At 39.5% G+C, this 18335-nt stretch carries 25 protein-coding genes and 1 pseudogene; 18 read left to right on the top strand and 8 right to left on the bottom strand.

Annotated features, from left to right (window positions below; translation table 11 throughout):
• The first annotated feature begins 53 nt into the window (after positions 1-53).
• The 4 genes from ADH02_RS05880 to ADH02_RS05865 all read left to right on the top strand — a co-directional run bounded on the left by ADH02_RS05880 (position 54) and on the right by ADH02_RS05865 (position 2411).
• Positions 54-629, top strand: coding sequence for a hypothetical protein (locus tag ADH02_RS05880; protein WP_048783372.1), 576 nt, complete (start codon positions 54-56; stop codon positions 627-629).
• 18 nt (positions 630-647) lie between these two features.
• Positions 648-1088 (top strand): GNAT family N-acetyltransferase, encoded by a 441-nt coding sequence (locus ADH02_RS05875; protein WP_048711814.1) that lies wholly within the window; start codon positions 648-650, stop codon positions 1086-1088.
• Positions 1089-1196: 108 nt separating this feature from the next.
• On the top strand, positions 1197-1721 hold the full coding sequence (locus tag ADH02_RS05870) for a cysteine hydrolase family protein (protein ID WP_048783369.1): 525 nt from the start codon (positions 1197-1199) through the stop codon (positions 1719-1721).
• A 243-nt stretch (positions 1722-1964) separates the two neighbouring features.
• Positions 1965-2411, top strand: a complete 447-nt coding sequence (locus ADH02_RS05865) for an NUDIX hydrolase (RefSeq protein ID WP_065427023.1) — start codon at positions 1965-1967, stop codon at positions 2409-2411.
• Between the two features lie 53 nt (positions 2412-2464).
• Here ADH02_RS05865 and ADH02_RS05860 read toward each other — a convergent pair whose 3' ends face one another.
• From ADH02_RS05860 to ADH02_RS05850, 3 genes are read right to left on the bottom strand one after another with little or no spacing between them, the layout of a single operon-like run.
• The gene (locus ADH02_RS05860) at positions 2465-2857 is read right to left on the bottom strand and encodes a hypothetical protein (protein ID WP_048783366.1); all 393 of its coding nucleotides are present in this window, start codon (positions 2855-2857) and stop codon (positions 2465-2467) included.
• Positions 2838-3809: a phosphodiester glycosidase family protein gene (locus ADH02_RS05855; RefSeq protein ID WP_053091406.1), complete on the bottom strand. Its 972-nt coding sequence runs from the start codon at positions 3807-3809 to the stop codon at positions 2838-2840. The genes ADH02_RS05860 and ADH02_RS05855 overlap by 20 nt, the downstream gene beginning before the upstream one ends.
• A complete protein-coding gene (locus ADH02_RS05850) occupies positions 3799-4839 on the bottom strand; it encodes a bifunctional glycosyltransferase family 2/GtrA family protein (protein WP_065427022.1) in 1041 nt (346 codons plus the stop codon). The genes ADH02_RS05855 and ADH02_RS05850 overlap by 11 nt, the downstream gene beginning before the upstream one ends.
• Before the next feature lie 216 nt (positions 4840-5055).
• Between ADH02_RS05850 and ADH02_RS05845 the strand changes: the two genes are divergently transcribed.
• The 12 genes and pseudogenes from ADH02_RS05845 to ADH02_RS05790 all read left to right on the top strand — a co-directional run bounded on the left by ADH02_RS05845 (position 5056) and on the right by ADH02_RS05790 (position 13352).
• On the top strand, positions 5056-5781 hold the full coding sequence (locus tag ADH02_RS05845; protein WP_048783363.1) for a MerR family transcriptional regulator: 726 nt from the start codon (positions 5056-5058) through the stop codon (positions 5779-5781).
• On the top strand, positions 5778-6596 hold the full coding sequence (locus tag ADH02_RS05840) for a YhfC family glutamic-type intramembrane protease (RefSeq protein WP_048783361.1): 819 nt from the start codon (positions 5778-5780) through the stop codon (positions 6594-6596). Before ADH02_RS05845 ends, ADH02_RS05840 begins: the two co-directional genes overlap by 4 nt.
• 29 nt (positions 6597-6625) lie before the next feature.
• Positions 6626-7033, top strand: a complete 408-nt coding sequence (locus tag ADH02_RS05835) for a hypothetical protein (RefSeq protein ID WP_048783359.1) — start codon at positions 6626-6628, stop codon at positions 7031-7033.
• Between the two features lie 148 nt (positions 7034-7181).
• The gene (locus ADH02_RS05830) at positions 7182-8516 is read left to right on the top strand and encodes an Nramp family divalent metal transporter (protein ID WP_048783357.1); all 1335 of its coding nucleotides are present in this window, start codon (positions 7182-7184) and stop codon (positions 8514-8516) included.
• Between the two features lie 158 nt (positions 8517-8674).
• Entirely contained in the window at positions 8675-8944 is a 270-nt protein-coding gene (locus ADH02_RS05825) for a hypothetical protein (RefSeq protein WP_048783355.1), read from the top strand.
• Between the two features lie 56 nt (positions 8945-9000).
• The gene (locus ADH02_RS05820) at positions 9001-9894 is read left to right on the top strand and encodes a DUF4300 family protein (protein ID WP_048783354.1); all 894 of its coding nucleotides are present in this window, start codon (positions 9001-9003) and stop codon (positions 9892-9894) included.
• Between the two features lie 56 nt (positions 9895-9950).
• Positions 9951-10270: pseudogene (locus tag ADH02_RS05815) on the top strand (TfoX/Sxy family protein).
• Positions 10271-10523: 253 nt separating this feature from the next.
• Positions 10524-10994 (top strand): GNAT family N-acetyltransferase, encoded by a 471-nt coding sequence (locus ADH02_RS05810; protein WP_048783352.1) that lies wholly within the window; start codon positions 10524-10526, stop codon positions 10992-10994.
• Positions 10995-11034: 40 nt separating this feature from the next.
• Positions 11035-12072 (top strand): S66 family peptidase, encoded by a 1038-nt coding sequence (locus ADH02_RS05805; RefSeq protein WP_048783349.1) that lies wholly within the window; start codon positions 11035-11037, stop codon positions 12070-12072.
• A 33-nt stretch (positions 12073-12105) separates the two neighbouring features.
• A complete protein-coding gene (locus ADH02_RS05800) occupies positions 12106-12417 on the top strand; it encodes a hypothetical protein (RefSeq protein ID WP_048783347.1) in 312 nt (103 codons plus the stop codon).
• Between the two features lie 105 nt (positions 12418-12522).
• A complete protein-coding gene (locus ADH02_RS05795; RefSeq protein ID WP_048783345.1) occupies positions 12523-12807 on the top strand; it encodes a rhodanese-like domain-containing protein in 285 nt (94 codons plus the stop codon).
• Positions 12795-13352, top strand: a complete 558-nt coding sequence (locus tag ADH02_RS05790) for a GNAT family N-acetyltransferase (RefSeq protein ID WP_048783344.1) — start codon at positions 12795-12797, stop codon at positions 13350-13352. The genes ADH02_RS05795 and ADH02_RS05790 overlap by 13 nt, the downstream gene beginning before the upstream one ends.
• A 53-nt stretch (positions 13353-13405) precedes the next feature.
• On the opposite strand, the gene ADH02_RS05785 is transcribed toward ADH02_RS05790, so the two are convergent.
• The 3 genes from ADH02_RS05785 to ADH02_RS05775 form a co-directional block, all read right to left on the bottom strand.
• The gene (locus tag ADH02_RS05785; RefSeq protein WP_048783342.1) at positions 13406-14059 is read right to left on the bottom strand and encodes a hypothetical protein; all 654 of its coding nucleotides are present in this window, start codon (positions 14057-14059) and stop codon (positions 13406-13408) included.
• Between the two features lie 153 nt (positions 14060-14212).
• Entirely contained in the window at positions 14213-14863 is a 651-nt protein-coding gene (locus ADH02_RS05780) for a hypothetical protein (RefSeq protein ID WP_239681746.1), read from the bottom strand.
• Positions 14864-14998: 135 nt separating this feature from the next.
• Positions 14999-15631, bottom strand: coding sequence for a hypothetical protein (locus tag ADH02_RS05775; RefSeq protein WP_048783340.1), 633 nt, complete (start codon positions 15629-15631; stop codon positions 14999-15001).
• Positions 15632-15809: 178 nt separating this feature from the next.
• Here ADH02_RS05775 and ADH02_RS05770 point away from each other — a divergent pair, with 178 nt between their 5' ends.
• Positions 15810-16031, top strand: a complete 222-nt coding sequence (locus ADH02_RS05770) for a hypothetical protein (RefSeq protein WP_048783338.1) — start codon at positions 15810-15812, stop codon at positions 16029-16031.
• 28 nt (positions 16032-16059) lie between these two features.
• Positions 16060-16584, top strand: a complete 525-nt coding sequence (locus ADH02_RS05765) for an NUDIX domain-containing protein (protein ID WP_048783336.1) — start codon at positions 16060-16062, stop codon at positions 16582-16584.
• 148 nt (positions 16585-16732) lie between these two features.
• On the opposite strand, the gene ADH02_RS05760 is transcribed toward ADH02_RS05765, so the two are convergent.
• Positions 16733-17557 (bottom strand): IS3 family transposase, encoded by an 825-nt coding sequence (locus tag ADH02_RS05760; RefSeq protein WP_048782334.1) that lies wholly within the window; start codon positions 17555-17557, stop codon positions 16733-16735.
• On the bottom strand, positions 17545-18270 hold the full coding sequence (locus ADH02_RS05755; protein WP_048782331.1) for a helix-turn-helix domain-containing protein: 726 nt from the start codon (positions 18268-18270) through the stop codon (positions 17545-17547). The genes ADH02_RS05760 and ADH02_RS05755 overlap by 13 nt, the downstream gene beginning before the upstream one ends.
• Positions 18271-18335 lie beyond the last annotated feature (65 nt).

Below are 18335 nucleotides of genomic sequence, written 5' to 3'. Positions count from 1 at the left end.
ATTGACGGTAGCAATATAATGTTTAGAACGAAAAAAGTTTAGGAGTGTTATCGATGGTTATATTGGAATTGTATCAAGGTGATTATCAAAAGGATTTAGTCGCGTTTGATTCTTTAGAAGAGGGGAGAGCCTTTGTTGCTCAAATTCCGGGATATACTTTAGAAACAGAAGATGGATTTGAAGTGGAGTATGTGAACCCTAAACAATTGCCGGATTATATGGAAATTGTTTTCAATGGAAATATTGTCCCTTTATCTAGATTTTCGTTTAATTCTGAGGGAAATGTGGATATTATTTGGAAAGAAATTTCGAATCTATCCGTTAAAAACGATAAAGTGATCGAAGGCGCTACAAAGGTCGATGCTTATGTCGTGAATAACGATGAAGTTAAAGCCTATATCGAAGCCAGAGAGATAAACTTCCGCAAGGCAAAAGCTTTCTTAGAAAGTAAAGGGTATGAAGTCGATAGAAGCTATTTTGGAAGTGAAGATGGCGAAGCAATTCTCTACAGAAAGAAAGGCGCCGAAGATTGGCACTTCTTATGTCACTTAGACCCGCTGTTTGTAGAGATTGAAGATGTTGAAGGGGTTGTGGAGAATATTGAAGAATTGGAAGAAGCGTCTAAATAGAAAGAAGGAAAAATAAAGTTGAATAGAATAGTAGACGATCAGATAACGCTTATTCCTTATTATAGAAATGATGACATCTCCCTTCTTTGGTATCAAGATAGTGAGGTATGCAAACAAGTAGATAATACTGATCAGATTTACGATCTAACAAAACTTCATAAAATGTATGATTACCTAACTTCACATGGTTCTTGCTATTATATCCAATATGAAGGAGTGTTAGTTGGAGATGTGACACTCCAAGATAACTCGGAACTTTCTATAGTTATCAGCAAAGAGTATCAGAATTTACAGATTGGAAGACGATGTATTTCTGAAATGATACAGCTGGCGAAAGAACAAAAAATGGTAAAGGTCTCTGCACAAATATATCCTTTTAATACTCAAAGTCAAAGAATGTTTTTGGCTTTGGGATTTCAGAAGGTAGATGAAGAGTGGTATGAATATAAGTTGATTTAGGGTAGTTGTAGATCATTTTATATATTTAAATACTGGTCCGTATTTTGTATATCAAAGAACATCAAATTGAAAATTAACTCATTAAAAACATATAAAGGAGTACGATTAGTGAAAGCATTAATTGTTTTAGATTGTCAAAAAGGAATGTTAGCTAGAGGGGATTTTGACCTGCTTAGAGAGAATATTTTGAAGTTACAAGAGATGTTTAAAGCGAGCGGGGATCTCATTATTCATACGCGTCATATTGATGAGAATGAGGAGAGTATTATTTATAATGGTGACCAGCGAGGAGCGCTTGATGAAGAGCTTTCTGCGGATGCGGATTTTATCGTTGAAAAAGACTCACCAAATATTTTCCAGAGCGAAGAGTTGAAGGCGATTCTTGCGAACCATCCGGTAGATGAAGTGGTGATTACAGGACTGAACGCGGAATATTGCTGCTTATTTACTGCCATTATCGCGTCAGACAGAGGCTATAAGGTGACTTATATTGAAGATGCAACGGGCAGCGTCAATGACGGCGACACTTATGAAATGCCAGGGCTAGACCTTGTTGACTTCGTTGGCTGCGTCTTGGATTGGTCTGGGCAAGTCGAGGTCCTATACTTCGATGAGTTCAAAGAGAGAGGGTAACAGTTGAATTTGATAGAAGCAGGCAAAGTAAAATTTGCTTGCTTCTTTGTGTAATTAAGCAAATTATCCCTTAAAAACGGATGTGATTTAAGGGAAAACAACCTGAAAAAGTGTTGCTGTTTCGAATAGGATATAGAACAATTTTAAGAGATGTTGAGAAACTTCTTATTTCACAAGGAAGTCAAAAGCAAAAAGAAATGTGTTATAATGGTTGTATTCATTTTTCAGAAAGAAGTGATTACCATGGATTTTCGAGTAAAAGGAGATACGTATAGATATGGCGTTAGAGTAACGGCGATTGTAGTGAGGGATGGCAAGTTGCTCACTTATAAAGTAGAAGACCAAAATCACTTAGTTGGCGGGGCGATATTAGTGGGCGAAGCAAGCCGTAAAGCTGTAGCCAGAGAAGTGAAAGAGGAACTAGGTGTAGACTGTGAAGTTGAAGAGTTGATGTTCGTTGTTGAAAATCGATTTGATTATAAAGGAGAACTCCATCATATGATTGAATTTCATTATAAAGTGACTCTTCTAGGGGAGGTGCCGTCTCATACGTTGGATGAGGGAAAATATGAGTGTGAATGGATAGACCTTCAACGATTAAGAGAGTATGATATACGACCTCAATACTTAATAAAAGAATTACCTCTTTGGAAATCTGGAATAAAACAGATTGAAATAGGGTTAGAATAGATTATTTTCCAAACTAACTAAGCCGGAGCCCATCGAAGGGCTCCGGCCTTTTTTTATTTAGCAACTGCCTTCTTGTAGTACAGCTCTAATCCTAGCGCTGCAACTAATAGTACCGCACCGACTGGTAAGTAGAGGGTTGGGTAAACTGAGCTTGTTCCGTAGATGTCGAAGACTCCCTTGAGGAAGCTACCGAAGATGAAGGTGAGGACACCCATCTTGTAGGCTGCTTGTGCGTCTTCTGACTCCAGGAAGGTTTTCCCGGTCATTTTTGCTACGAGATTTGGCATGACTCCAAGCACGAGTGGAATCATAAAGAGCAAGTACATGAATGGGGAGTAGACTTGGTGGCTGAAGAATTCATACACCGTTCCGACGACGAGTGTTACCACCGTTGCGACTGTGTAGAATGTCAGTCCTGTTTTCTTTTTATAAATAGACAATGTCACTCACCTCTCTTTCTTCGATGTTTCGACCGTATGTTGTCGGTTTGTTAATGATTTGTCCGTTAAAATACATGGTTGATGATCCGCCACCGTCTAAGTTATAAGCGGTTGTGACGTTCAATTCTTTCATAAAATCAGCTAATTGTTTCAACGATAATCCTTTACTTTCGCTCGTACGTCCGTCTGACACCACGAATACATAAGTGCTATCGTCGATGATTCCGATGGCTGTACGCGGATTGCTCGCCATGGCTTTCCCAACTTCGTCTGAACTGTCAACGGCTATTTGTCCGTTTTCAATCAACGCTGGGCCAAATGACAAGACTTGCATTGCGCCGTTGTCGACTAACTGTTGGGCCGTGATGTCGCCTTCTTTGATGATGCCGAAGCTTCCGTCTTTGTAGATGACTAAATCTTCTTGTCTAGCATTCTGACTCTCACTTCGTAACAGTTGTCCGTTACGAACGACGTATCCAGCATCTCTAGCGCCGTAGTAGTCTCCGTTAATCGCAAGGACTGCGTTTACGCTTTTAGCGGTCGTTGATGTCTTCGCGGTTACGTTTCGACCGTATGTTTCGTCGGCCAAGGCGGTCTTAATCGACGCGTTGCCTTTGATTTTCACTGTTGCGACGTGGATTTGCGTGTTGTTTCGCTCGTACGTCTCAATCGTGATGGATTTTGTATCGTCCTCGTAGGCCGTCGCCGTGCTCACGGTTGGCGTTGTAGAAGTGCCAGTGCTGTTAGAGCTACTTGAGTTTCCCGACGTTCCCGTACCGCTTGCGCTAGTTCCTGTGGCCGTATTCGTTGTCGCTGCTGTGTCGTTACTGAACTTTGCCAGGCTCTTTGAGATGAAGAGCGTATCGGCGACAACCATTCCCGAAGCCCCGATGAGGACTACCGTATAAGCGGTCGTTAAGATTTTTCTAAGTGATTTTCCTTTTTTGTTATTTGACATAATGCACACCTTTCTCTTGTCCGAAAATGACTTTCTTCTGTACAAACCAGTTAAAGAAGAACATCCCGATTTCGGTGATGATTTTACCAACGAGTGGTCCGATGCCGAATCCGTAGCTGAGGCCCATTAAAATCAATGTGTTCAGCGTTAATGAGAAGCTGGCGAGTAAAATATAGCCGCCGAGTTCTTTTAGAAACGGTTTGTCGCTGGCCAAGACGAACTTCTTATTCACGAAGAAGTTGAATCCTGCGCTAATCACCCTTGCGACCACGTTAGCCGTCACGAGTGGTACGCCGATAAAAATCTGGAAGACGTAGAGGGTGTAGTCTAGAAAAAACGAGAGGATTGACGATAGGGCGAACTGGAAAATCTCTTTGTAGATTCTGAATGAATCGCGAAGAGGATTAAAGTGTGAGCCCTCATTTTTGTTCTCGTAAATCGTTTGAATTTCTAGCTCGCAGAATGGGCGTTTTTCTTTTGCCCAAACCATCAACACGTTCATTTCGTATTCGAAACGTGATCCTGAGATTTCAAGCATTTTCTCTAAATGCGTACTTGAGAATCCACGAAGACCGGTTTGTGTATCACTAATTTTCGTGCCGCTTGTGAGTTCGAAAATTTTTAAGGTGATTTTATTTCCGACACGGCTCCTGAGTGGGACGTGGGTTCCGTCGAAGTTTCGAACGCCGAGTACGAGGCTGTCTTTTTCAAGAGATGCCCTAGTGGCGATACGCACGATGTCTTCTGGACTGTGTTGCCCGTCTGAGTCTGCCGTGACGATAGCCACTTCCTCATTTTCGTATGTTTCTTTAATGTAGCGATAAGCTGTTTTTAGGCCTTCGCCTTTTCCTTTGTTTTCAGGATGCGTTAAAACGGTCGCTCCTGTGAGTTGGTTGAAGATAGGAAGATATTTCTCCCCACTGCCGTCATCGACAACGACTACTTCTAAGTCTTTGGCGATTAGTTGTTGTGTTAAAGGAATTAATTTTTCCTCTGGTTCATATGCTGGAATAATGACGATTGTTTTCATGTTTGTCACCGCTCGCCTGGTTGGGGAGCTTCTCCTTTCCGTTTGGTTAACTATAATTTGCACCATGAACTTAAAACTTACTTAAAAGAGGTGGAAAAAGATAAAATTAGCATTTAATATAGTATTTAATAGAAAAATGAAAAATCCCCTAGCGTCAGGTATTGCTTGTAACGCTACGTAATGTAGTAATATGCAGGCAATAAGGAGGTGAAAGCTATGTCAAAATATACGACAGGGGAGCTTGCGAAACTTTGCAACGTGACTGTTCGAACCGTTCAGTATTATGACAAAAGAGGTATCTTGATTCCGACAGAACTTTCTGAAGGGGGAAGAAGATTATATTCTGAAAGTGATCTTCAACGTCTAAAAGTGATTTGTTTTCTTCGAGAAGTGAATGTACCTATCGATGCCATTTCTCAATTATTAGAAGAAGAACATCCTGAAAAAGTCATTTCGATTTTAATAGAACAACAGGAAGGTCTGTTGATGGAAGAAATTCAAGAGAAACAAGAGCAATTGGAAAAATTACGTGAATTACAGTCGACAGTCCAAAACAAAGAATCCTTCTCACTTGAATCCATTGCGGACATAGCAGTAGTGATGAAAGGTAAGAAACAACTCAAAAAACTTTACCGGATTATACTTTCAACAGGATTGGTGGTTGGAGCGCTTCAGTGGGTGTCGATTGCATTCTGGATTTTCAAAGGAATGTGGTGGGGATTTGCGCTATGGGCTCTTTTGGCAACGGGTTGGCTTATTTGGGTATGCAACTATTATTACAAACACGTTAAATATATTTGCCCTGAGTGCCATCAAGAATTTAAACCAGGAAAGAAAGAGGCTTTCTTTGCAAAGCATACGCCAACAACTCGGAATTTAACTTGCCCAGAGTGTGGCCATAAAGGATTCTGTATTGAAATTTGGGACGGTGATCAAGCATGAGTGGATTTAATCAAATCGTTCTTGGACCAACCGCGATTCCATCATTAATCGTGACGATTATTTTGCTTCTTTTGATAGGAATTTTACCTATTGTTTATTGGATGCGAAGTCATAAAGGTCAAGTGAAAATCAGTTATTTCGTTGCTGGGGCACTAGGATTTATTGTTTCTGCCCGTATTCTTGAAGCAGGCTTCCATTATTTCTTTTTACTAGCAGAGAATCCGATTTCTCAGTTTCTAAATGGAAATACTGTAGCATTCGTGTTATATGGAATGGCGATGGCAGGGATTTTTGAGGAATGTGGTCGCTATATCGTGTTAAAACACATTATGAAAAAGCATCGTACGCGTGAAAATGCAGTTTTGTATGGAATTGGGCATGGAGCTATCGAAGTTCTAACAGTTGTCCTTCCATCAATTCTACTTTACTTAGTGATTGCGACATCGATTCAGAATGGACGTGTCGATTCTACGCTAACTGCATTACATGTTACTGAGAAGAATGCAGCCTTCGCCATGCAAAGTTTTCAAGCGGCGGCACAGTTTAATGTTGAAACAGCTGTGATGACGGTTCTCGAAAGAATCAGTTCAATGGGGATTCATATTGGCTGTACCATCATTGTTTACTACAGTGTCATTGCAGAGAATAAAAAATATTTATGCGGGGCCGTTTTACTACATATGATGGCGGATGGCTTTGCAGCGCTCTATCAACGAAATGTCGTGGGAGCTGGGATTGCTGAGACTGGAATTTTAGTTATGGCAATCGTCATTGTATGGATTGCGACAAAAATATATAAAAACAAATTGGCATAACGAATCGTTGATGCAAAGGAGGAACGACAATGGCAACAATAGAAAGTGGAGCGAGATTTGGGATTCCGCTGGTATTCCTAGTGAGTTCAGTGTTTATTGCGACATGTGTGCTTGTCATTTTCGTTCGCCGATGGACAGCCGCAAAACAAAGCGGAGGTCCGTTCATGGCAGCTTTTCATATCGCAAAAGGAATATTTTACATTCACGTGGCGTTCTGTTTCAAAAAGCGTCGTATTCCTCTATCATCTATTCGCCGGATTTCGTTTGATTTCATGCGCGGTCGAAAAGGTGGAGGTGCTCGTTATTTCGTCATCATTGAACAAAAGGATGGAACCACGACCATGTTCTTCATGGGAAAAAGCAAAACTAATGATGCGCTGCTGGAAGAGTTACCTCAAGCCGTGAAGCGGTATCCGATTAAGGTTTCCCTAAAATAATTTGAAAAAGCAGTACCTATAGTAACATCTCACATTGCACGATGAGTGCATGAGTGCTATAATAGGTACTGCTTTTTATTGGACACGAATTGTTTTCAGAGAATTTACAAAAAATGAAAATCATTTACAACAGAAAGAGGAGAAAATAATGTCTACTCATAAAAAAGTATCACTTTCAGAAGTAAACCAATCGATTGAGACGCCAAAGAATAATAATTTCTGGCAGAACTTAAAAGCCTTCTTAGGACCCGGAGCGCTCGTAGCAGTAGGGTACATGGACCCAGGTAACTGGATTACTAGCGTGGTCGGAGGGGCTTCGTACAAATATACATTGCTCTTCGTAATCCTTATTTCGTCATTAATCGCAATGCAGTTGCAACAAATGGCAGGAAAACTTGGGATTGTAACGCGTATGGACTTAGCGCAAGCCACAGCGCATCACGCACCAAAATGGCTTCGTCACATTTTATGGGTGATCGTCGAATTAGCACTGATGGCGACAGACTTAGCGGAAGTACTTGGATCAGCCATTGCCTTGAACCTCTTGTTTGGAATTCCAATTATGGTGGCCATCTTTATTACGGTTCTGGACGTATTCTTGCTTCTTGGAATTATGAAGCTTGGATTTAAGAAAATCGAAGCAATTATATCAACGTTGATTTTAACAATCCTTTTAATTTTCGTGTATTTAGTAGCGTTAGCAGAACCAAGTATTTCAGGAATTTTCACAGGATTCCTACCAACGGCGCAGTTATTCGAACCAACAACTCCTGGACACGATAGCATTTTAACATTGTCACTAGGGATTATCGGGGCAACCGTAATGCCGCATAACTTATACTTGCATTCATCACTCTCACAAACGAGAAAAGTGGATTACACAAATCAAGATAATGTTCGTAAAGCTGTTCGTTTCATGACATGGGACTCAAACATCCAGTTGAGCTTAGCGTTCGTCGTGAACTCACTCCTATTAATCTTAGGGGCAGCGTTATTCTTCGGACACGCATCTGAAATCTCTGCCTTCTCGCAAATGTACAATGCATTGCAAGATTCGAAGATTGCTGGAGCGGTCGCAAGTTCGACATTATCGACACTCTTTGCCGTGGCGCTTTTAGCGAGTGGACAAAACTCAACAATTACAGGAACATTGACAGGACAAATCGTGATGGAAGGTTTCTTACATATGAAATTACCACAATGGATTATCCGTCTTGTGACTCGTTTATTCGCCTTACTACCGGTGATTGTCGTAGCGATGGTATTCGGTTCGCAAGAAAAAACATTGGACCAACTCTTGGTTTACTCACAAGTATTCTTATCAGTGGCGTTACCATTCTCTATCTTCCCATTGATTTACTTCACATCGAAGAAATCACTCATGGGCGAATTTACCAACGCTAAATGGAATACCTTCCTTGGATACGCGGTAGCCGTTATCCTAACGATTTTAAACTTCAAGTTAATTTTTGATTTATTCTAAAACGAAACGGGCATCTTCGGGTGCTCGTTTTTTTGTATCCTTTTCCTAAAATTCACAAAGGTTTTATTGTATTTTTCTAGAGAATAGGATAGATTATAAGTGAAGGATGGAACCGCATTCAACGGTTCGTCGATACGAGTAGAATGAGGAGGATGGTTATGAGTTTTCCATTTTGTGAGGTTCCAAATACGGCAACGATACTGTGCAAGCATATTGCAAGAGGAGAGAAGCGAATTCTATATGTAAGTCACGACGAGGACGATGGCATGTGGCAGTTTCTATGCAATGAGGAGCATACCATTGAGGACTTGATGTTAGTGACCTTGAAACAAGCCTACGAGCTCGATCCATCTATCGGGGAAATCAAAGACTTACCTCTAGGAAACGAGGCTTGGAGGGAAAATCCACAAATGCCGTGGAGAAGTTAAAGTTGAGGATGAATCGCTGGGTAATCGTAGAAAACGACAGTGAAAGGGAGAAAAGAATGAAGAGTATTTCGAAAACAGTAAAATTAGGACTTTGTGCAGCCGTGCTGATTGGCTTAGCAGGATGCGCCAAAACGCAAAAAGAAACGACAACCCAGGCTGCTCCAGAGACAACAACCGTGGCCGCACAGACTCAGGAAGCACCGCAATGGGTTGCGACCTATACCAACATCAGCAATCCTTCAAGTGTTGAAGAAGTGAAGGCGTTGTTGTCTGCATATTTAGATAAAGAAAGTGTGGAGAAGTTCTTAGAGTTCGTGAATGACTACAATGCGATTGTCGGCGAGACAGGCTTGCAAGGGAATTTTGCGTCATTTACAAAAACGGAGTATGACGTTGAGAAAATCAGTTCGCTTTGGACTGCAAAACACGGCGATTTTGTTGGAACGAACTGCCGCATCAATACGTATGCGTTGTTGAAGAATAACATTACGATTCCGAAGATTGCGGCGGATAGCGAGCTCTTATTTATCGATAATGATGCGATTGACAAGGGACATCTCTTTAGTGCGGATGAAAAAGAAGACTTGAATCGTTTGTTCTCGCGTGTGGAAACGGAAGCAACCACAGACGTGAAGACGCATGCGAAGAAGATGGAACAGTTCCTATCGCAATTTACTTTTGACGAGAATGCGCGTATGCTCTCAGTCGTGATTCACGATAATTTGGACGGTGAATCGCTCTTTATCGGCCATGTGGGAGTCTTAGTGCCAACGGGGGACGGGTTCCTCTTTGTCGAAAAACTCACCTTCGAGGAGCCATACCAAGCGATTAAGTTCAAGACGAAAGAAGATGTCTACAAGTATCTTGAAACGAAATATCAAGACTATACCGGAGAAGGCCTAGCGAAGCCGTTTATTATGGATAACGATAAATGGGTAGAGATGAAGTAAAAATAAGTTATTCGTCTTGAACATAGAATTTGGAAGTAGCGATGGAGGAAGAAAGGATGGCTTCTAGCAAGGAATACTTAGCCTATATTTCAGAACAAATATCGAGATTAGAGGATATCCGCTATAGAGCAATGATGGGGGAATATATTTTGTATTACCGAGAAAAGGTTGTCGGCGGCATTTATGATGATCGATTCCTAATCAAAAATGACACAACTGCCAGAGAATGATGCCTGACGCTTCATTGGAACGCACATATGAAGGGAAAAAAGAAATGCTACTGATGGAAAATGTAGAAGATAAGGAGTACTTAACGGATTTGTTTAAGGCTATCTATGATGAACTGGCGGCTCCCAAACCCAAGAAAAAGAAATGATGCGTGGAAGAGAACCTTTCTGTTTTGGACGATTAGCAGTCAGTCCTGTGAATCTATAAAGTAACGATAACACCTGTAGCAGTTTCAAAGTACTACAGGTGTTTTTGATGTGCTGGAAAATGGTTGGATGAGAATATCCTCTTCTCCCGTTATTTGGTATAATGACGGTACAGTTTAATAAGAATTCTGAAACAGAAAACAAACGACGAAGAGCACTAGTGCTAGTAGTTTTATAGAAAGTAGGACACTAAAGATGAACATGAGTATTAGAGAAATTATAGATAAAGAAGAAAAAGAATTGATTTCAAAAGAAGTTTTATATGATCTTCCGGAATGGTTTGGAATGCCAGAAAGTACGCAGGAATATGTCGATGATGCGATGGACAAACCGTTTATAGCTTGTTTTGTAGAGGATAAGCTCGCAGGATACGTTGTGTTGAATGCTACGAGTGAGGATTGTGCAGATATTTTTGTGATGGGAGTCAAAAAGGAATTTCACCGGAAAGGAATCGGCAAAAAATTAAATGAGGCGTATGAACAACTAGCTGGGAAATTAGGGTATACTTATTCCCAAGTGAAGACTGTAAAAATGGGACATTATGAACAGTATGATCGCACGAATCTTTTTTATAAGGCGATGGGGTATAAGGAGTTAGAATGCTTCCCGACTTTGTGGGATGAATGGAATCCGTGTCAAATCTATATTAAATATTTAGGGGCATGAAGCAGAAAACTACAGAAAATAGGAAACAGAGGAGAGTTCGATGAAAGTAAAGAAGATAGGAATCGTTAGCTTATCTAGCGGAATAATGGGAGAGAACTTCATTCAGCATGAGCTCAATCTTGGAAAAAAACGTTTAGAAGAGTACGGTGTAGCAGTTGAATTTTTACCTCATGCTTTAAAAGGGCTTGAATTTATTAAGCAACATCCAGAATGTAGAGCGCAAGACTTGCTAGATGCATTTCAAGATGACTCGATTGATATGATTTTAACTGCGATTGGCGGGGATGATACTTATCGCCTACTCCCTTACTTATTTGAACAGGACGTGCTTAAAAAGGTTGCTAAACAGAAGATTTTTTTAGGTTTTTCAGATATAACAATGAATCATTTAATGTTACATAAAGTTGGCATTCAAAGCTTTTATGGACAGGCATTCTTACCGGATGTATGTGAACTTTCAACGGAAATGCTCCCATATACGAAATCGTATTTTGAGGAATTACTGACAACGGGAAGAATTAAAGAAATTCGGCCAAGTGACGTTTGGTATCAGGAGAGAGAAGATTTTAGCGAAAAAGGATTAGGGGTTTCGATGCCAAGTTTTCCAAATCAAGGGTTTGAATTATTAAAAGGAAACGCTCAGTTTAGTGGGCCTGTTCTAGGAGGATGCTTAGAATCAATGTATGATTGTTTCGATTCTTCAAGATATGCAGATTCTGTACAGCTTACTCAGAAATATAAGCTATTTCCAACGCTTGAAGACTGGAGTGGGAAAATTCTGTTGTTGGAAACAAGCGAGGAACGACCAAGTGTTGAGTTGTATCGAAAGATGATCCAAGCTTTAAAACAGTATGGAATCTTTGATGTAGTTTCTGGTGTCTTAGTAGGTAAACCTCAAAATGAAATTCATTACGAAGAATACAAAGCAGTCCTATTAGAGGAGCTGGAGGACAAAGGGGTCTCTATTGTTTACAATATGAATGTTGGACATGCGACACCACGCTGTATTGTTCCTTTTGGAGTACATGCCCAAGTTGATGTGGATGCACAAGTCATCCGATTTGATTATAATAAATAGGGTAGAGATTAGAGTTAGAAAAGGGGATAAGAGATGGATCTAAAAGATTTTACAGAAAAAGAACAAGAACAAATTAAAAAAGGATTGAGCACAGCGGTGTTGACGGACAAAGAAGCTGCTAAGAAAATTCTAGCGTTAGTGCCAGAAGAATGGATTAAGACAATTCCGTTCTTAGTAAGAGGCCATGCGACAACAAAAACTGTTCAACGCATCGCGAAAGAAAATCCTGAACTTTACGCAGTCGCAAAACAAGAAGGAGAACTTCCTGAAAAAGAACGCGAAGAATTGCGCGAAATCATCACTGGAATTTTCCAACAAAAGATGAACAAACATAATATTAAATAATGACAGGTGCCGTGCATGGATTCGTGCATGGCGCTTTGTATTTTCGCTGAAATACGATACAGTAGGAAGTGAGAAGAAATGAAGTAGGAGAAATGGAGTAAGAAAATGGAAAGAATTGAACCAGTAGCATTTCAAGCGTTGAATCAAAAAGAGAACATCACGATTCTAGATGTTCGTGAAGTGGATGAATTCCAAGCAGGGCATATCGAGGGTGCATTGAATGCGCCGCTAAGCACGTTAGAGAATGGATACGAGCAATTGGATGCGTCGAAACGCTATTATGTGATTTGCCAAGGTGGCATGCGTTCGGAGCGTGCGTGTCAGTTCTTGGAGACAAAAGGCTTTGACGTGGTAAATGTAGAAGGAGGAATGAATCAGTGGAAAGCTTAAAGAAAACGACAGAGGTGCAACTAGTTCCTTTTAATAAAAGCTTCCTTGAAACGATTTGGAAGATTGGTTTTTCAACGGAGAAGCCAGAGTGGACGAAGTTGAACGCACCGTATTTTAATGATTATCGTAAGTTCGATGACGCCAAAAGTTTCATAGCAAGCCCGATTGCGGGCTTTTTAATGAGCGACGATTGCAGATGTGTTGTCGCTAACGGTCAGCCTGTCGGGATGGTTTCAAAATCATGGGAGGATGAAGCCACACGATGGCTAGAAATCGGAATTGTGATCTATGACGACCAGTTATGGAGCCAGGGAATTGCGACCATTGCACTAACGAAGTGGGTGGATGACATTTTCCATGAAACCGATGCGCTCGAACATATTGGCATGACGACTTGGAGTGGGAACGGTGGAATGATGGCCGTTGCCGAGAAATTAGGGTTCCTAAAAGAAGGGCAAATTCGGAAAGTTCGCTACTACCAAGGTCAGTATTATGACAGTGTGAAGTATGGGATTTTACGCGAAGAGTGGAATAAAAGAGCATAAAGACAAAGAAAGAGACTGATTACGAAAATCAGTCTCTTTTAGTATGTGAGTGATTATTGTCCTGGAGTTTTTGAATCTAAGCCCCAAGATTGTTCGAGAACAGGTCTTAATGATTTAACCATTTCTTCTGTACCTTCGATTGCGACTAGATAAACTTTATCTCCTTTTTGCAAAATCCATTCGAACATGGTTTTTCCATCTGAAAAAGTTGCTTTTATTAAGTAAGCTTTTTCACCAGCAAAGTCAGCTCTTACGCCTTGAAGACTAGTTTGGTCTTTATCACTTTTCAAATTAGAGAAGATACGGTTCGCAATTAATTCTGCGCCAAACGTTTCGCCATCATTAAGTTTAACTTTATCTTTACTATAAGAATTTAGATATAGAATATTGTATTTGTCTGTTGAAGAATATTGGAAGGTTTCAGCGTTGTTTGGATCTTTTAATACAACCCAGTCCTTAGGAACGTTGACATAGCCAAGAGTTTCGTTCCCAACACGTTGAGTGTCTGCCAGTGAGATTTCTTTGGTAGAAGAAGATCCAGGCGTTGTTGTTTGAGCTGTTGTAGTTGGAGCAACCGTAGTTTCTTTAGTGACTTCAGTTGTTGGTGCAGCCGCTGTTTCAGTTGCTTTCTTTTCTCCGTTTCCGCAAGCGGCTACCATTAAAGCAGATAGAAGCGTTACAGAACCTAATAAAATTTTGTTTTTCATAATGATTGTTCTCCTTAACGGGTTTTATTATATTTGTATTATACCACTTGTAAAATAAAAAGCAAGTAGAGAATTTTTTGGTTAAAAAGGGGAACGATAGTGTATAAAAAAGAGGCTAATCATAGTGATTAGCCTCAGTTATTTAAATACTAATTATTTCCCTGGAGTTTTTGGATCCAAGCCCCATGTTTGTTCAATTAAGTCAAACATTTTTTGAAGAGTATCTTTATCTCCTTCAAAGCTTGTTGAATATACTTTGTCGTCTTTTTGGAAGACCCAGATGAAGAAATATTTACCATCTTTTGTAAGAATTTGAATTAGAAAAGCATCCATTCCGGAAACTTTTGTCTTAGCGCCTTGGATTTTTTCAATACTAGGATTTTTTTGGTATGTAGCATATAAACGATTCGCAACCAATTCTGCGCCATATGTCTCACCATCGCCAGGTTTTACTTGTTCTTTAGTGTGGACATTTAATGTCACAATATTGTATCCATCAAGTGCTGAGTATTGGTATTGTGGGCCACCATTGGTAGATTTGAATTCTACCCAGTCTTTAGGAACGTTGACATACCCAGTATCTTCACGTCCGATACGTTGAGTATCTGTCAGTGAAACTTCTTTTGTTTCAGAAGAAGCACCCGCAGTTGTCGTTGGAGCTGTTGTAGTTGGCGCAGCTGTAGTTACTTCTGTTGTTGGAGCTGCCGTTGTTTCCGTTGCTTTTTTTTCTCCGTTTCCGCAAGCTGCTACCAATAAAGCAGACAGGACAGTCACAGAACCTAATAAAATTTTGTTTTTCATCATGATTGTTCTCCTTAAAGGTTGTTGTCACAAGGTTATTTTACCATTCTTTAGATTAAATTTAAATAGTGAACTAATTTTTATAGAAATGTGAAAAGAGACTGATTGTACAACTCAGCTTTTTTTAGCAGTAGTGGATTATTGCCCTGGAGTTTTAGAATCTAAGCCCCATGTTTGTTCTAAAACAGGTCTTAATGTGGCGACTGTATTCTCTGTTCCTTCCAGTAAAACGTCATATACTTTTTCGCCTCTTTGGAAAACCCATTGGAACAAGTATTTGCCATCTTTCAATTGAATCTTAAAAAGGAAAGCATCCTCACCAGCAAATTTTGTCTTTTCCTTTTGCGTTTTTTCGACTTTAGGATTATATTGCCAGCCATCATATAAACGGTTAGCTAGTAACTCTGCCCCAAAAGTTTCCCCAGCATTCACGTGTAATTGGTCTTTGTCATATCCATTGATCGTAATCATGTTGTATGAATCTTTGGAAGCATATTGGAATTGAGGGCCACCGTTTGGGTCTTTGTATGCTACCCAATCTTTAGGAACGTTGAAATAACCAACATCTTCACGTCCGACACGTTGAGTATCTGCAAGAGATACTTCTTTTGTCTCAGAAGAAGCGATGGTAGTTGTTGTAGGAGCAGTTGTAGTTGCTTCTGTTGTTAGCGCCACAGTTGTTTCAAGTGCTTTCTTTTCCCCGGTACCGCACGCCGCTACTATTAAAGCTGATAAAAGTGTCACAGAACCTAATACGCTTTTGTTTTTCATAAAACCCTCCCAAATGGTTATTTGTTATTATTTTATCATGTTCCAAATAATATTAAAAGAAGCGGTAGGAATGGATTGGATGTAAGTTTTAGAATTGTTTTTTTAGTTTGTAGGAGAGATAATAATAGTGAATAGGTCGAAATCGTGATGGTTTTAGTAAGAATCTGAGGTGGTAAATATGTTAATTTTAAAATTAATCTTACTCGCACTAGGAATTACATTTTCGGTTTTTGGATATCACATTGTATTCAAAAATAAGTTTGGGCTTATCAATGATTTTGAAGCACGTAAGAAAGTTGGTAGCCGAACAGATGCGGATGCGATGCGTGTTGGGAAGGTTGCGTTAACCTTAGGCGCTGGATTACTTGTACTATTTGTGTTACTAATGATATTTACGTAGAGAAATACTGTAGAAAGAGAGTTTGGCAGTGAAGGAATTAGCATTAACATTAGAAGATACGCAGTGGGAGAAGACGGAGATTACGCATGATCGGCATGTTGCTCGTGCAATCGTTGTAGACGAGGGAGGATTTTTCTACTTTGTTCGTGTAGTTAGGGACGATATTTTCGGCAATGGAGCCTTTATCGAAACAGCTGGCGGTGGCGTGGAGGCAGGAGAGACTCCTGAAGAGGCTATTCATCGGGAGTTGAAGGAAGAACTTGGCGCTAACGTGGAGGTGCTGTGCAAGATTGGCACGGTGAGCGATTACTACAATCAGATTCACCGTCATAATGTGAACCACTATTTCCTCTGTCTCGTGACAAGTTTTGGGAAAACAGAGATGACTCCAGAAGAACTAGAGGAATTTGAGCTATCGACCTTAAAACTCACTTACGAAGAAGCATTCGAAGAGTACAAACGATGCGCAGCGAAACCGTGGGGCGTACTCTTGGCGAACCGAGAATTACCTGTCTTGGAGTGGGCAAATGAGTGGTTTTCAAGTAAAGAATAAATTATACGGAGACGAGCATTTTTCTCAATAAATCCGTCCGATAAAAATATAACAAAGCTTCATAGACCTGGCAGTGAAGTGCACCCTGTCAAGTAGACAGGAAAATAATTAAAGTGTATGACGAGTTCATAAGAACTCGTCTTTTTATTTATGCTGGGATTTTTAATCCCATTGATAAAGTAATTCTTTTCTTATTATAGAACTGAATATACTCCTCAATTTTCTTGAAAAGAGATTCATAGGTTTTGAAATGATATAAACGATATACTTCTTCCTTTAATGTCCCCCAGAATGCTTCAATTGGTCCATTATCGATACATCTTCCAGGACGGGACATACTATGTGTTATTTGTCCTTTTTCTATAAAGTGCTTAAAGAAATGAGAAGTATATTGGAATCCTCGATCACTATGAATCATTGTTTTTGTTGGAATTATCTTCCTTTTTATTTGATTAAAAGTATCTTTAACGATTTGATTATTGTTTTGCTTAGATATTTGATATGCAACTATCTTCTTTGTACCATAATCTAAAACTGCACTTAAATAAGCTTTTTCTCCCTTCCCATACTTCAATTCAGTGATATCCGTTAATAGTAGAGCCATTGGCTCGTACTCTTTTTTAAATTCTCGATTTAAAATATTAGCTGCAGTGTATTCTTCAGTGTTCGATTTATAACGATAACGTTTTTTTCGTATAACTGCCTTTAATCCCATTAGTTTCATAAGACGCTGAATACATTTATGATTCACTTTTGCATTTCTATAATAGTTTAAATAGATTGTGATACGACGATATCCATATATACCTTGAACAGATTCATATACTTCGTCTATTAATTCCATTAAACGACGTAGTCGTTTTTCAGATTCCGAAGGGACACGATTTAACCATTTATAATAGCCAGCTCTACTAACTTTTAACACTTTACATAATAGAGTAATATGAAATCCTCTTTTACTTAATTTTTTAATCGTTTGATATTCCGCTTCAAATCTCGTTTGGCAAACATCAACTCGCTTTCCACTTCTTGTAATTTTTTTAGTGCGGCATTTTCTGTTTCTAAATATTCGTTTCGCGCCTTTAATATTGCCATTTCTGCACGAATACGCTCAGTTTCTGTCTGTATATTTTCTGGTTTTCGTTTCCCTCGACTGTCTATTAATCCATCAGGACCATATTTTTGATATTTTTTTACCCATTGATACACCAAGTTGTAAGAAACGTTATATTTCTGTGCGGTTTGTTTATAGTTTAATTGATTTTGAATACAGTCTTTGACGATAAGGATTCTTTCTTCGTGCGTTGTTTTTCTATATTTCATAGTGTACACCTCTGGCTTAGGATCGTAGGCCTTCGTGGCCTCACCATTAGTATACTTAATAATCCAATTTCGTACAGTTCTAGCAGAAGGAATTTTGTATTTTCTTGCGATTACTCTTAAATAGGTTTTCGATTCTAAAAACTCTTTAACCACCTTTTCTTTAAATTCCTTTGTATAAGTGTTAAACCCGTCTCGATCTTCTAATGCAGAAGGTCCATTTGCTTTATAGTTCAAAAAATACATATTAAATGCTCCAGGTGAAATCTTTAAACCATATTCACTACGCAGCTCACGAAAAGGCACACCATCTAAATACAATTCTATGAATCGTTCTAATTCTTTTGCAGTATGTTTCTTAGCCAATCTAAAAAATACCCCCTCTAAAGTAGTTTACTTTTTTTAGTGTCTACTTTAGAGGGAGCATATCA

This window comes from Streptococcus sp. 263_SSPC, from assembly GCF_001071995.1.
GTDB lineage: Bacteria > Bacillota > Bacilli > Lactobacillales > Aerococcaceae > Granulicatella.
Note: the sequence above shows the minus strand (reverse complement) of the source record. Positions and strands in the feature narration are given on the sequence as shown.